The sequence below is a fragment of the Bordetella genomosp. 12 genome, from assembly GCF_002261355.1.
Lineage (GTDB): Bacteria > Pseudomonadota > Gammaproteobacteria > Burkholderiales > Burkholderiaceae_B > Bordetella.
Genome location: NZ_NEVU01000003.1, coordinates 417624 through 431078, shown reverse-complemented (window position 1 = coordinate 431078; position 13455 = coordinate 417624). Strand labels below are relative to the sequence as shown.

At 64.3% G+C, this 13455-nt stretch carries 11 protein-coding genes; 5 read left to right on the top strand and 6 right to left on the bottom strand.

The genetic code is table 11. The annotated features are described in order from the left end of the window. Positions 1 to 7: 7 nt before the first annotated feature. The 3 genes from carB (at position 8) to CAL22_RS14070 (ending at position 5036) form a co-directional block, all read left to right on the top strand. Entirely contained in the window at positions 8 to 3247 is a 3240-nt protein-coding gene (carB, locus tag CAL22_RS14080) for a carbamoyl-phosphate synthase large subunit (protein ID WP_094814295.1), read from the top strand. A gap of 63 nt (positions 3248 to 3310) precedes the next feature. Next, positions 3311 to 4207 (top strand): lipid A hydroxylase LpxO, encoded by an 897-nt coding sequence (gene lpxO / locus CAL22_RS14075; protein WP_094814293.1) that lies wholly within the window; start codon positions 3311 to 3313, stop codon positions 4205 to 4207. 67 nt (positions 4208 to 4274) lie between these two features. Next, positions 4275 to 5036, top strand: coding sequence for an SDR family oxidoreductase (locus tag CAL22_RS14070; RefSeq protein ID WP_094814291.1), 762 nt, complete (start codon positions 4275 to 4277; stop codon positions 5034 to 5036). Between the two features lie 5 nt (positions 5037 to 5041). Here the strand turns inward: CAL22_RS14070 and CAL22_RS14065 are convergent, their stop codons facing one another. The 6 genes from CAL22_RS14065 to CAL22_RS14040 all read right to left on the bottom strand — a co-directional run bounded on the left by CAL22_RS14065 (position 5042) and on the right by CAL22_RS14040 (position 11143). Continuing rightward, entirely contained in the window at positions 5042 to 5680 is a 639-nt protein-coding gene (locus tag CAL22_RS14065) for a histidine phosphatase family protein (protein WP_094814289.1), read from the bottom strand. Further along, complete coding sequence (locus CAL22_RS14060; RefSeq protein ID WP_094814287.1) at positions 5673 to 6581, bottom strand: LysR family transcriptional regulator; 909 nt, start codon at positions 6579 to 6581, stop codon at positions 5673 to 5675. Before CAL22_RS14060 ends, CAL22_RS14065 begins: the two co-directional genes overlap by 8 nt. 12 nt (positions 6582 to 6593) lie before the next feature. Continuing rightward, positions 6594 to 7679 carry an ABC transporter ATP-binding protein gene (locus tag CAL22_RS14055; RefSeq protein WP_094814285.1) on the bottom strand — a complete coding sequence of 362 codons (1086 nt, stop codon included), beginning with the start codon at positions 7677 to 7679 and terminating at the stop codon, positions 6594 to 6596. 3 nt (positions 7680 to 7682) lie between these two features. Further along, positions 7683 to 9374, bottom strand: coding sequence for an ABC transporter permease (locus CAL22_RS14050; RefSeq protein ID WP_094814283.1), 1692 nt, complete (start codon positions 9372 to 9374; stop codon positions 7683 to 7685). A gap of 66 nt (positions 9375 to 9440) precedes the next feature. After that, positions 9441 to 10763, bottom strand: a complete 1323-nt coding sequence (locus CAL22_RS14045; RefSeq protein WP_094814281.1) for an ABC transporter substrate-binding protein — start codon at positions 10761 to 10763, stop codon at positions 9441 to 9443. Between the two features lie 104 nt (positions 10764 to 10867). Further along, complete coding sequence (locus tag CAL22_RS14040; RefSeq protein WP_094814279.1) at positions 10868 to 11143, bottom strand: FlxA-like family protein; 276 nt, start codon at positions 11141 to 11143, stop codon at positions 10868 to 10870. 136 nt (positions 11144 to 11279) lie between these two features. Between CAL22_RS14040 and CAL22_RS14035 the strand changes: the two genes are divergently transcribed. Both CAL22_RS14035 and CAL22_RS14030 read left to right on the top strand, forming a co-directional pair. Then, the gene (locus CAL22_RS14035) at positions 11280 to 12596 is read left to right on the top strand and encodes a solute carrier family 23 protein (protein WP_094814277.1); all 1317 of its coding nucleotides are present in this window, start codon (positions 11280 to 11282) and stop codon (positions 12594 to 12596) included. A gap of 174 nt (positions 12597 to 12770) precedes the next feature. After that, the gene (locus tag CAL22_RS14030; protein ID WP_094814275.1) at positions 12771 to 13220 is read left to right on the top strand and encodes a helix-turn-helix domain-containing protein; all 450 of its coding nucleotides are present in this window, start codon (positions 12771 to 12773) and stop codon (positions 13218 to 13220) included. The last annotated feature ends 235 nt before the right edge of the window (positions 13221 to 13455 follow it).

Below are 13455 nucleotides of genomic sequence, written 5' to 3'. Positions count from 1 at the left end.
TTCCACCATGCCTAAGCGTACAGACATAAAAAGCATCCTCATCATTGGCGCCGGCCCGATCATCATCGGCCAGGCTTGCGAGTTCGACTATTCGGGCGCGCAGGCTTGCAAGGCACTCAAGACCGAGGGCTATCGCACCATCCTGGTCAACAGCAACCCTGCGACCATCATGACCGACCCGGAAACGGCCGATGTGACCTATATCGAGCCCATTACCTGGCAAGCGGTTGAAAAAATCATCGAGCGCGAGCGTCCCGACGCGCTCCTGCCCACCATGGGCGGCCAGACCGCGCTGAACTGCGCGCTCGATCTGGCGCATAACGGCGTGCTGGCCAAGTATGGTGTCGAGCTCATCGGCGCCAACGAACACGCCATCGAGAAGGCCGAAGACCGGCAGAAATTCAAGCAGGCCATGACGGACATCGGCCTGGCTTCGGCCAAGTCGGGCGTGGCCCACACCCTGGACGAAGCCTGGGACGTGCAGCGCCGCATCGCCGCCGAGATCGGCACGGCCGGCTTCCCGGTCGTCATCCGCCCCAGCTTCACGCTGGGCGGCACCGGCGGCGGCATCGCCTACAACGCGGAAGAGTTCGAAACCATCTGCCGCCGTGGTCTGGAAGCTTCGCCCACCAGCGAGCTGCTGATCGAAGAATCGCTGCTGGGCTGGAAAGAATTCGAAATGGAAGTGGTCCGCGACAAGGCGGACAACTGCATCATCGTCTGCTCGATCGAAAACCTCGATCCCATGGGCGTGCACACCGGCGACTCCATCACGGTCGCGCCGGCGCAGACGCTGACGGACAAGGAATACCAGATCATGCGCGACGCATCCATTGCGGTGCTGCGCGAGATCGGCGTGGATACGGGTGGCTCGAACGTGCAGTTCGCGGTCAATCCCAAGAACGGCCGCATGATCGTCATCGAAATGAACCCGCGCGTCTCGCGCTCCTCGGCGCTGGCCTCCAAGGCCACGGGTTTCCCGATCGCCAAGGTGGCTGCGCGCCTGGCCGTGGGTTACACGCTGGATGAGCTCAAGAACGAAATCACCGGCGGCGCTACCCCGGCCTCGTTCGAGCCGACCATCGACTACGTCGTCACCAAGGTGCCGCGCTTTGCGTTTGAGAAATTCCCGCAGGCCGATGCCCGCCTGACCACGCAGATGAAGTCGGTCGGCGAAGTCATGGCCATGGGCCGGACCTTCCAGGAATCCTTCCAGAAAGCCTTGCGCGGCCTGGAAGTCGGCGTGGACGGCCTGAACCAGAAGACCACCGACCGCGAGAAGCTGCAAGTCGAGCTGGGCGAACCCGGCCCCGAGCGCATCTGGTACGTGGGCGATGCCTTCGCCCAGGGTTTCACGCTCGATGAGGTGCACAACATCACCCATATCGACCCGTGGTTCCTGGCTCAGATCAAGGAAATCGTCGACATCGAACTGGCGCTCGAGCAAAAGACGCTGTCCGATCTCGATTACGCCACGCTGTTCGAACTCAAGCGCCGCGGCTTCTCCGATCGCCGCCTGGCCTTCCTGCTGGATTCCTCCGAATCCGAAGTGCGCAAGCTGCGTCATCAGCTCAACGTCCGCCCGGTCTACAAGCGCGTGGACACCTGCGCGGCTGAATTCGCCACCCGCACCGCCTACATGTACTCCACGTACGAAGAGGAATGCGAGGCGCAGCCCACCGACCGCAAGAAGATCATCGTCCTGGGCGGCGGGCCGAACCGTATCGGCCAGGGTATCGAGTTCGACTATTGCTGCGTGCATGCCTCGCTGGCGCTGCGCGAAGACGGGTTCGAGACCATCATGGTCAACTGCAACCCGGAAACCGTCTCGACCGACTACGACACCTCCGATCGGCTGTATTTCGAGCCGCTGACGCTCGAAGACGTGCTGGAGATCGTCCACAAAGAAAACCCCATCGGCATGATCGTGCAGTACGGCGGCCAGACGCCGCTCAAGCTGGCGCGTGCCCTGGAAGCCAACGGCGTGCCCATCATCGGCACCAGCCCCGAGTCCATCGACGTGGCCGAAGACCGCGAGCGCTTCCAGAAGCTGCTCAACAAGCTCGGCCTGCGTCAGCCGCCCAACCGCACGGCACGCACCGAAGCCGAAGCCCTGGCGCATGCCGCCGAGATCGGCTATCCGCTGGTCGTGCGGCCCAGCTATGTGCTGGGCGGCCGCGCCATGGAAATCGTCCATGAGCAGCAGGATCTCGAACGCTACATGCGCGAAGCCGTCAAGGTGAGCAATGACTCGCCCGTGCTGCTGGATCACTTCCTGAACAACGCCACCGAAGTCGACGTCGACTGCCTGGCCGACGGCGAGACCGTGTTCATCGGCGGTGTGATGGAACACATCGAGCAGGCGGGCGTGCACTCGGGCGACTCCGCGTGCAGCTTGCCGCCTTACTCCTTGTCGGCCGACATCGTGGCCGAGATCAAGCGCCAGACCACGACCATGGCCCGCGCGCTGAATGTCAGCGGCCTGATGAACGTACAGTTCGCTGTGCAGGATGGCGACGTCTACGTGCTCGAAGTCAATCCGCGCGCCTCGCGCACGGTGCCTTACGTGTCCAAGGCCACTGGCCTGCAGCTGGCCAAGATCGCCGCGCGCGCCATGGCTGGCCGCACGCTGGCGCAGCAAGGCGTGACCGAAGAAGTCGTGCCGGCCTACTTCTGCGTCAAGGAAGCGGTCTTCCCCTTCGTGAAGTTCCCGGGCGTGGACACCATCCTCGGACCGGAAATGAAGTCCACCGGCGAGGTCATGGGCGTGGGCCGCAGCTTCGGCGAGGCCTTCGTGAAGTCGCAGTTGGCCGCCGGCGTGCGCCTGCCCGAATCGGGCACGGTCTTCATCAGCGTGAAAAACCAGGACAAGCCGCGTGCCGTGGAAGTGGCGCGCGGCCTGCACAACCTGGGTTTCAAGCTGGTTGCCACGCGTGGCACCGCCGCCGAGATCCAGGCAGCGGGCATTCCCGTTCAGGTGGTCAACAAGGTCACCGAAGGCCGTCCGCACATCGTGGACATGGTCAAGAACGGCGAAGTTTCGCTGGTGATCAACACCGTTGAAGAGCGCCGCAACGCGATTGCCGACTCGCGCACCATCCGGACGCAGGCTTTGGCCAATCGTATTACCTTCTACACGACCATCGCGGGTGCCCGCGCGGCGGTGGAAGGCATGCAGTTCCTGCGCGAAGGCCTGGGCTTCCAGGTTTACCCGTTGCAGGACCTGCACGCATCGCTGCAGTCGTAAGCCCCTGACGGGGCAGTATCCAGAGGGCCCGGACCATGATTCCGGGCCCGGGGAGAGTCAGGCATGAAATGGTTCATACTCGCCTTGTTCATCGTCACCGCCGTGGTGGTGCATTATCGTGGCCGTGTCAGGCACCGGTTTTCGCGCCAGGCCCTGGATCACTCCACCTTCACGGCACCCATCAATGTCTTCATGTACGCCTTCTCCGGCGTGCCCAATCAGCCCTACCTCGACCTGAAGTATTTCCCGCAGGTCAAGGTGCTGTTGGACCGCTGGGAGGATATCCGCGCCGAGGCCGAGCAATTGTTTGGCGAGGGCCATATCAAGGCTTCCGACAAGTACAACGATGCCGGCTTCAACTCTTTCTTCAAGAGCGGCTGGAAGCGCTTTTATCTCAAGTGGTATGACACCGATCATCCGTCTGCGCGGGCCTTGTGCCCGTTGACGACGGAGCTGGTCAGCAATATTCCGGGCATGAAGGCCGCCATGTTCACGGCGCTGCCGCCGGGCAGCCGCCTGCCGCGGCACCGTGACCCCTATGCCGGTTCGCTGCGTTTTCACATGGGTCTGATGACGCCGAACAGTCCTGACTGTTATATCAACGTCGACGGCCAGGATTATTACTGGCGCGACGGCGAGGCCGTGGTGTTTGACGAAACCTTCATCCATTACGCCGAAAATAAAACCGATCAGAACCGCATTATTTTGTTCTGTGATCTCGAGCGCCCGATGAAATACCGCTGGGCGCAGGCGGTCAATGATTTCTTCGGCACTATTTTGCTGCGCGCCGCGACCTCGCCCAATCAGGCGGGTGATCGCACCGGGGGTATTAACCGCATTTTCGGTGCGGTATATGCGGTGCGCCGGTTTGGCAAAAGCATCAAGAAAAAGAACAAAACGCTTTACTACATCTTGAAATGGTTGCTGGTTCTGGGTATCTTCGCTCTCATCTTTTTCTGATGGGCCGACCCGGCGGCTGAACCCAACGCCCGCTTTGCCGCGGGCGTTGTCATGTGTGGAGTCTGCGATGCATGTCTTTATCACCGGCGCGAGCTCCGGTTTGGGCCTGGCGCTGGCCGAGGAATATGCCCGGCGCGGCGCGCGTCTGGGGTTGGTGGGGCGGCGCAAGCCGGCGCTCGACGCGCTGGCTGCGCGCCTGCCTGGCGAGCATTACGTCTACGCGCTCGATGTCCGCGACCGTGCCGCCTTGCACGCGGCCGCCCGCGATTTTCTCGCGCATTGCGGCGGGGGCATCGATGTCGTGATTGCCAGCGCGGGCATCAGCGCCGGCACCTTGACCGAGGCGGCCGAGGATTTCGACGTCTTCAAAGCGATTTTCGATACCAATGTGCTGGCCACCGTCGCCACCTTCGAGCCCTTTATCGAGGCCATGAAGGCGCAGGGTGGGGGCCGGCTCGTGGGCGTGGCCAGCGTGGCGGGTATTCGTGGCTTACCCGGGGCGGGCGCCTACAGCGCGTCCAAATCGGCCGTGATCACGTATTGCGAAAGCCTGCGCCTGGAGCTTGCCGCGGCCGGGATCAAAGTGGTGACGATTGCGCCCGGCTATATCGATACGCCCATGACCCGCCACAATCCCTATCGCATGCCGTTTCTGATGCCGGCGGCGCGTTTTGCCCGCCGGGCGTTGCGCACGATAGAGGCGGGCGCTTCCTATCGCGTCATTCCGTGGCAAATGGGGGTGGTCAGCCGCTTGATGCGGCTGCTGCCCAATGCGCTCTACGACATGCTGGCGCGCAATGCGCCGCGCAAACCGCGCGCGGGACGCTGAGGCACTCAGGGCTGCACGTCGTTGCCGACCTCGTCGGCCACGTGTTTGATGTCGCCCCAATCCAGAAGCTGCCATTGGCGGCCCTGCACACCGATGCGGTTGATGCTGACGTTGAACAGCGTGGCCTGCCGGGGGGCATTCAAGGCCACCCCGCTGGCCCGGCGCCAGAGGATGTCCAGCACGCCGCCGTGGGTGAAGGCGAGCAGGCGTTGGCCTTCGTGACGTTGGGCGATATCTTCGACCGCCGCCACGACGCGTGCGTTGAATTGCCCAAGCGTTTCTCCGCCCTCGACGATGCGCTCGGGGTCGCGGCTTTTCCAGGCCGCTGCCGCCTCCGGCACGAGTTCTTCGATGCGGTCCAAGTCCAGGCCTTCGAGCACGCCGAAACCGCGCTCGCGGATGCCCGGCTCGGGCCGCACGCGCAGGCCCAGGGCCTGGCTGACGGGTTCGGCCGTGGCCATGGCGCGTTGCAGATCGCTGCTGTAGAGCGCATCGAAGGTCAGCGCCTCGCCGGCGAGGCGTTCGGCCAGGGCGCGGGCTTGCGCCTGGCCGCTGGCGTTCAAGGGGGTGTCTTGCCAGCCTTGCAGGCGGCGTTGGCGATTCCAGTCGGTTTCGCCGTGTCGGATGAACCAGATCTCAGTCATGTGTCGCGGTGGCGATGGCGCCAGGTTTCCAGATTTTTTGCACCAGCGAGCTTAGCGCGACCAGCAAGGCTTCGCCAGCGCGCTCGGGGGATTGAATAAAGCCCAGCATCGCATCGGCGCGGGCCTGGCCCCAAACGATGAAGTCGCCGGCCGCCGCGCCGGCCAGCGCGGTTTCTTCGCGCAGCAGCGCGCAGCCCGCCCCGGCGCGCACCATGGCATCCAGATTGGCCTGATCGTCGTTCTGCATGACCACGCGCGGGGCCAGGCCATGACGCTCGAACATATCGCGCAGCAAGAGATGGGTGTGGCTGCCGGCCGGCCCGTCCAGCCAGGGCAGTTGGGCGATATCGCGCCAGCCGGCCCGGGTCAGCGTATCGCGCAGCGGTTTGGGCACGGCGATGCGGTAGCGCACGCTGCGCAACGCCCGCCACTGCACCGCGCGAGGCGGGTAGGCCACGATGAGCAGGGCCGCGGCCAGGCGGCCGCCCTGGACCTGCTCCAATAGCGCGTCGGCCGTCAGGACATGCGTCTTGAGTTCGACCATGGGCAGGCTTTGCATGAGGGTCGAGGCCAGATCGCCCAGGCGCAGAAATTCCGGGCGCTCGCTGGGCAGGCCGAGGTCCAGCGCGCCTTGTAGCGCGCCTTGCAATTGCTGGGCTTCGGACTTCAGTTGCGCCCCCAGCACGAGCAGCGCCTCGGCCGTGGGCAGCAGGACTTCGCCGGAACGGGCCAATACCATCCGGCCCGCGCTGCGTTCGAACAGGGCCACGCCCAGGCTCTGTTCCAGGGCCTTGATCTGGGCGCTGACGGCCGGCTGCGTCAGCGACAGGGCTTCGGCCGCCCGCGTCAGGTGGCCCAAGCGGGCCACCGTGACGAAAGCGCGGAGCTGGTAGATTTCCATCGACCGGCCGTATCAGGCGGCCAGCAGTCGGATCTGCGTGGGCTCCAGGCCGACCGAAACGGGCGCGCCGATGGGAAAGGGAGAAAGGCCGGCCATATGTGTCTGATCCGCGGTCAGGCGCTGCTCGCCCACCGAAAGTTGATAGCGGGTGAATTCTCCCAGGAATTCGCTCGCTTCGACCACCGCTGGCAGCCAGACATATCGCGCGTCACCCGTGCCATCGGCCATCTCGATCTGCACGGTATGCGGCCGAAAGCTGGCCGCCAGCCTGGCCGACTCGGGGATGTCGCCCGTCACCGGCAGTTGCAGCTCGCCCACGCCTTCGACGGCCAGCAACACGCTGTCGCTGCGGCGCTCGCGCACCTGGCCCTCGAGCACATTCATCGTGCCCACGAAATCGGCCACGAAACGGTTGACCGGGTAGTCGAACAAGGTGGTGGGGGTGCCGATCTGCTGCACCACGCCGCGCTCGAGCACGGCCATGCGGTCGGCCGTGGTCATGGCTTCTTCCTGGTCGTGGGTCACGAAAATGGTGGTGATGCCCAAACGGCGCTGCAGCGCCAGGAGATCCTGACGCATCTGCACGCGCAGTTTTTTGTCCAGGTTCGACAGCGGCTCGTCGAGCAACAGCACCTGCGGCTCGATGACGATGGTGCGGGCCAGTGCCACGCGCTGCTGCTGCCCGCCGGAGAGCTGGTTGGGGCGGCGCTTGGCAAACTGTGCCAGCCCCACGAGCTCCAGGGCGTCCTGCACACGCGCCTGGATCTCGGCGCGCGGCAGTTTGCGCTCGACCAGACCGAAGGCCACGTTGTCCCAGACCGTCATGTGCGGCCAGAGCGCATAGTTCTGGAACACCATGCCGATATTGCGCTTCCAGGGCGGGGTGCCGCTGATGTCCTTGCCGTCGATGAGCAACTGGCCGTGGCTATGCTGATTGAAGCCGGCGATCAGCCGCAGCAGGGTGGACTTGCCCGAACCCGAGGGGCCCAGCAGGGCAAAGAACTCCCCGGGTTCGATATTGATGTTGATGTCCTTCAGGACCTCGTTCTTGCCATAGGAGAGCCGGATGTTGCGGCACTCGACGCTGATTTTCTTCATGGTTCATTCCTGCGCCGGACGCTGGCGGGCCGATGCCCGCTCGACCAGCAAATGAGAAACGTAAGTGCCTATGCCCACCGCAACGACGGCCAGCACGCCCAGCGCGGCGCCCGGACCGCGTCCGGCCGCGCTTTGCATATAGAGATAGATACCGTAGCTCATGGGAGCCTGGCTGTCGCGCGTCACCAGCATGATGGTGGCCGACAGTTCGACGGCGGCGGTCACGAAGCTGGTCACGAAGCCGGCCAGCATGCCGCCGGCCATCAAGGGCACGACAATGCGGCGCAGCGTGCGCAGCCGGCTCGCGCCCAGCGACTCGGCGGCTTCCTCCAGCGAGATATTGATCTGCTGTAGCGACGCCACGCAGGCGCGCAGCGCGTAGGGCAGCCGCCGCACCGAGTAGGCAATCATGATGAGCACCCAAGAAGAGGTCAGCAGCACGCCGCCGATCTCGACGCCCCGGAAGGTGCGCAGATACCCGATGGCCAGCACGATGCCCGGGATGGCCAGCGCCGCCGACGCCAGGAAGTCCAGCCATTGCCGGGCCGGCAGGCGGGTGCGCAGCATCAGGTAGGCGATGGCCGTGCCCAGCAGAACATCCACGCCCGCGGCCAGTCCGCAATACAGCAGCGTGTTGGCGATCATGCCCTGCGACTCCGAGAACACCGCGGCATAGTGCGCCAGGGTGTAGCCGTCGGGCAGCGGGGCATAGCTCCATACGCTGGCCAGCGACAGCAGCAGCACGCCCAGATGCGGCGAGAGCACCAGGGCCAGCACCAGGATGATCCAGCCATAGGCCAGGACTGACTCGCCCGGGCGCAGCTTGCGTTTCTGTATGGAGCTGCCGCCTTTTTGCAGGGTGGAGTAGTCCTTGCCGCCCAGCATGCGGGCCGAGAGCCAGAGCGCCAGGATGGAGAATCCGATCATGATCACGCTGATCACATAGCCCAGCGGATCTTCCAGACCGACCTGGGTGATGCGCAGATAGGCTTGCGGCGCGAGCATATTGGTGATGCCCAGGACCAGCGGGGTGCCCAGATCGTCGAAGACTTTGACGAACACCAGCGAGGTGCCGGCCACATAGCCTGGCAGCGCCAGCGGGAAAATCACCCGGCGAAACAGCCGGAAGCCGCGCGATCCCAGATTGAAAGCCGCTTCTTCCATTGAACCGTCGATGTTGCGCAAGGCCACGACGAGGTTCATCAGGATGAAGGGGAAGTAGTGGATGGACTCGACGAAGATCACGCCGTTGAGTCCCTCCATGAAGGGGATGGTCACGCCAAACCAGTCATCGAGCAGCAAATTGACCGAACCGGAACGGCCAAACAGCAACTGCATGGCGACCGCGCCGACGAACGGCGGCATGATCAGCGGCAGCACGCCCAGCGTCTGGATCAGCAGCGCGCCGCGAAAGTCAAAGCGTACGGTGAAGTAAGCCAGCGGCACGGCGATGACCGAGGCCAGCAAGGCAGACCAGCCCGCGACATACAGGCTGTTGAAGAAAGCCTCCTGCATCAGCGGCTGGCCGAAAAAGGCGCCGAAATGGCCAAGCGTGAAACTTCCGTCCGCGTTGACGAAGGCGGTGTAGAAGACCGTGCCGACCGGAAAGACCAGGAAAAGCACCAGAAAGGTCAGCACCAGCAAGGCGGCCAAGAGCGGCCCGGCGGGCAGGCGGGATCGACCCGTGAGCATCATGAGGGTTCCTGCGCAAAGAGAAGAGGGCGCCGGCTCAGGCGAGCCGGCGCATGCCCCTGCGGGCGGTTACAGCGCGGCGGCTTCGCGAGCCAGCTTCACCGCTTGTTCATAGTTGGCGCGGGCCTTGCTGTTCCATTCGCCCTCGAGCTGCGTGAGCTTCTGATTGACCGCGGCGTCCTTCTTGTTGCCGGCAAACAGCTTGAGGAACTCCGGATCGGCGACTTGCTTGCCATCGACGACCGGCGACCAGGTCAGCTTGCGCGCCTGGGCCAGCAAGTCGGCGGCCTTGCCTTCGCCGGCGCGTTTGCCGAGCTTGGCTTCGGCCTCGTAGATGGCCTTGGTCGCTGCCTGCAGTTCTTTCAGGCGGAAGGTGATCGTCTGGTCGTACAGGCTTTGCACCACGTAATAGCGCGTCTGCGACAGGTCGGCGTCGAAGTGCACCTTGCTGCGCCGCGCGATCTCGGCCGGGTCGGGATAGCCGGGAGGGATCTTGCCCTTCATGTCCGCGTACGGCAGCACGGGCAAGCGCGAGATCTTGGGCTCGAGCAACAGCTCCTGGCCCGCCTGGCTCAAGGTGAAGGCGATGAACTTCTTGCCTTCCTCGGTATTCTTGGCCCCGTCGATCAGGGCGATATTGGCCGGCACGATGGAGGTTTCGCTCGGATAGACGAATTCCACCGGGAAATTGGAGTACTTGCTGGACAGGCCGAAGAAATCGATGACCGGGCCCGCGCCGAACTGGCCATTGTTCACGCCATCGGGCACGCCGAACGAGCGCTCGGTAACCGCGCTGCTGTTGCCGGACATGCGCAGAATCGTCTGCCAGCCCTGGTCCCAGCCCTCGCCCTGCAGAATCGTCTCGACGGTCAGGTGCATGGTGCCCGAGCGCGAGGGCGCCGTGATGCCCACATGGCCGAACCATTGCGGAGCCAGCAGATCCTTCCACTCCACCGGCGCGGGCAGCTTGTTGGCCTTGATGTAGCGGGTGTTGTACATGATGCCGTAACCGGCCAGGGCCTGGCCCATGTAGAGGCCGGAGGGGTCGTTGATCGGATAGCTGCCGATCTTGTCCGGAACCGCTTTGTTCAGCACATCGGGAGCCTTGGCCAGCAGCTTGTCGCGCGCCAGCACTTCAAAGGCGTCCGGTGCGCTGGCCCAGAAGATCTCGGGGCGCTGGCCGGCCGGCGTCTCGCGCACGAAAGCAATGCCCGAGACGGTATTTTTGTTCAGAATCTCGACGGTGATCCCGGGGTTGGCCTTCTCGAAGGCCGCCTTGTAAACCTGGGTCAGATCCTTGGGAAAGGACGTGATCACGGTCACGGTGCCAGCAAGGGCGGGGGTCGTGGCGGCCAGCAGGGCGGCCGCCAGTGCGGTGCGCACGGCGTTCATGGTCTGTCTCCTCGGTGTTTTTGTAGGCGTAACAGACCATAGCCCCGCCCCCCGGGGGCGTCCAATCAGAAATTTTGATGCCCCCGATCAGCGCGGCCAGGGGGTCAGGTCTGCAACTGCTGCAGCTGTTGCTGCAAAACCTTCTGGATCTGGGTCTGCAGCGTGGCGGCCTGGGTATTCAGCGCCTGCAGTTGCTGCGCTTTCTGTTCGGCCGTGGCGTTGCTGTTGCGCACGCGGTCCATCTGCTGTTGCAGTTGACGCAGTTGCTGTTGCAGCTCGCGCAGCGTCTTTTGCAGCGAGCTGTCGCTGGTGCTGGAACTGGCGCCGGTGCTGCGCGACAGCCCGGTGTAGACGCTGGAGCCAATCGAGGAAATGGCCATGACGTGTGTCCTTGAGGGCAGGGGTGAGGGTTACTCCTAATACGGCAGCGAGGCCGGAAACTTAAACCTTGTTGCCCACTGCCTGACGCTGCCCTTACACTTCGCCCCGGAATCCTTTGACGACCTCTCAATTACCATGTCCGACTCCTATTTTCCGCGTTGGCGGCTGGCCGATGACACCGTGCCCGGCGCGCTGATCGCGCCCGACGAACGGCTCTCCTGGCCCAAGAACATCGCCATGGGCGCGCAGCACGTGGTGGCCATGTTCGGCTCGACGGTGCTCGCGCCGCTGCTGATGGGTTTCGATCCCAACGTGGCCATTCTGATGTCGGGCATCGGCACGCTGATTTTCTTTCTGTTCGTCGGTGGGCGGGTGCCGAGTTATCTCGGTTCAAGCTTCGCCTTCATCGGCGGCGTCATCGCGGTCACGGGTTATGCCGGTGGCGGGCCCAATCCCAATATCGGCGTCGCGCTGGGCGCCATCATCGCCTGCGGTCTGGCCTATACCCTGATCGGCCTGATCGTCTGGGTGGCCAATGCGCGCGGCGGCGCGGGCGCCAGTTGGGTCGAGGCCCTGATGCCGCCGGTGGTCACCGGCGCGGTGGTCGCGGTCATCGGCCTGAACCTCGCGCCCATCGCCGCCAAAGGCGCCATGGGCAACTCGGGCTTCGACACGGCCATGTCCATCATCACCATCGTGTGCGTGGGCGGTATTGCCGTCTTCACGCGCGGCATGGTGCAGCGGCTGCTCATCCTGGTCGGCCTCATTCTGTCCTGCCTGATCTACGCCGTGCTGGCCAACGGCCTGGGCCTGGGCAAAGCCATTGATTTCTCCGGCGTGGCAGCCGCAGCCTGGTTGGGCCTGCCGCATTTCGCGGCGCCCGTGTTCAAGGCCGAGGCCATGGGCCTGATCGTGCCGGTGGCCATCATTCTGGTGGCCGAGAACCTGGGCCACCTCAAAGCGGTCAGCGCCATGACCGGGCGCGACATGGACCGCTATCTCGGCCGGGCGTTCGTGGGCGACGGCGTCGCGACCATGGTGTCTGGCGCCGTGGGCGGCACGGGGGTGACCACCTATGCCGAGAACATCGGCGTCATGGCCGTCACGCGTATCTATTCCACGCTGGTTTTCGTGCTGGCGGCCGTCATCGCCATCGTGCTGGGCTTCTCGCCCAAATTCGGCGCGCTGATCCAGACTATTCCGGGGCCGGTTCTGGGCGGGATGTCGGTGGTCGTGTTTGGTTTGATCGCCATCGCCGGGGCGCGCATCTGGGTCGTGAACCAGGTTGATTTCAGCGACAACCGCAATCTGATCGTCGCCGCCGTGACGCTGGTTCTGGGCGCGGGCGATTTCACGGTCAAGCTGGGCAACTTCACCCTGGGTGGAATCGGCACGGCAACCTTCGGCGCCATCATTCTGTACGCCCTGTTGGACCGGGCGCGGCGGGCTTGAGCGTCGCGGGCCGGTCCAGGACGGGTCCGCGATGGCAAATCTGCGAATGCCGCAGCCACGGTCTGGAACTGTGCCGGGCTTTTTGTTACTAAAACGGAAGGCCTCGGCTTTGAGGCAACTGGCGCCCACGCGCCGCCCTTATCGTGGGATCACCCAACGAGGTGCAATGCCGCCATGAACAGCCATGAAGAGTTTGGCAAACGATTGGGGCGCGCGCTCGCCGATCACCGGCGCCTGCGCGGCTTGACGCAGGAGCAGGTGGCCGAGCGTCTCGGCGTGGAGCAGGAAACCATCTCCCGTTTCGAGCGCGGCGCCACCTTGCCGCCCTTGAACCGCCTGCTGGATCTGACCGAGGTGCTCGGCGTGCCCCTGGACGCGGTCCTGGCGGGCGGTCCGGCCCGGCCCAGCGACCAGCTCAGCGATATCGCGGCGCGTCTGGCCTTGCTGGCCGAGGATGACCGCGAATGGGTGCGGCGGTGGGTGGTGGACCTTTGTCAGCGCCTGGCTCAGCACCGCGCCGGCCTGGCCGCGCCCGATACGGCTTTTTCGCAAGCGGGCACCGATGTCGATAACATCGCTTTTTTTGCGGAAAATGGTGTCCAAATGGCGCCCAACAGTCGATAAATATTTGCCGCATCCAAGGGACTTGCTTTTCCCCTGGAGTTTGACCACAATGGCGCATTGACTGCCCCGGTTCCGACCCGAGCCGGGGTTTTGTTTTGGGTTTAAGCCACGCTTACCGTCTGGGGCGTGCCGCGGCCAGGCCGTATTTGGCTGGCCGCCAATACTCTGGAAGACCATACGCCAAACTGCCCCGGGGCGACCCCGCCAGGGCAGCGACCGCGTACTGTCTTTCGGC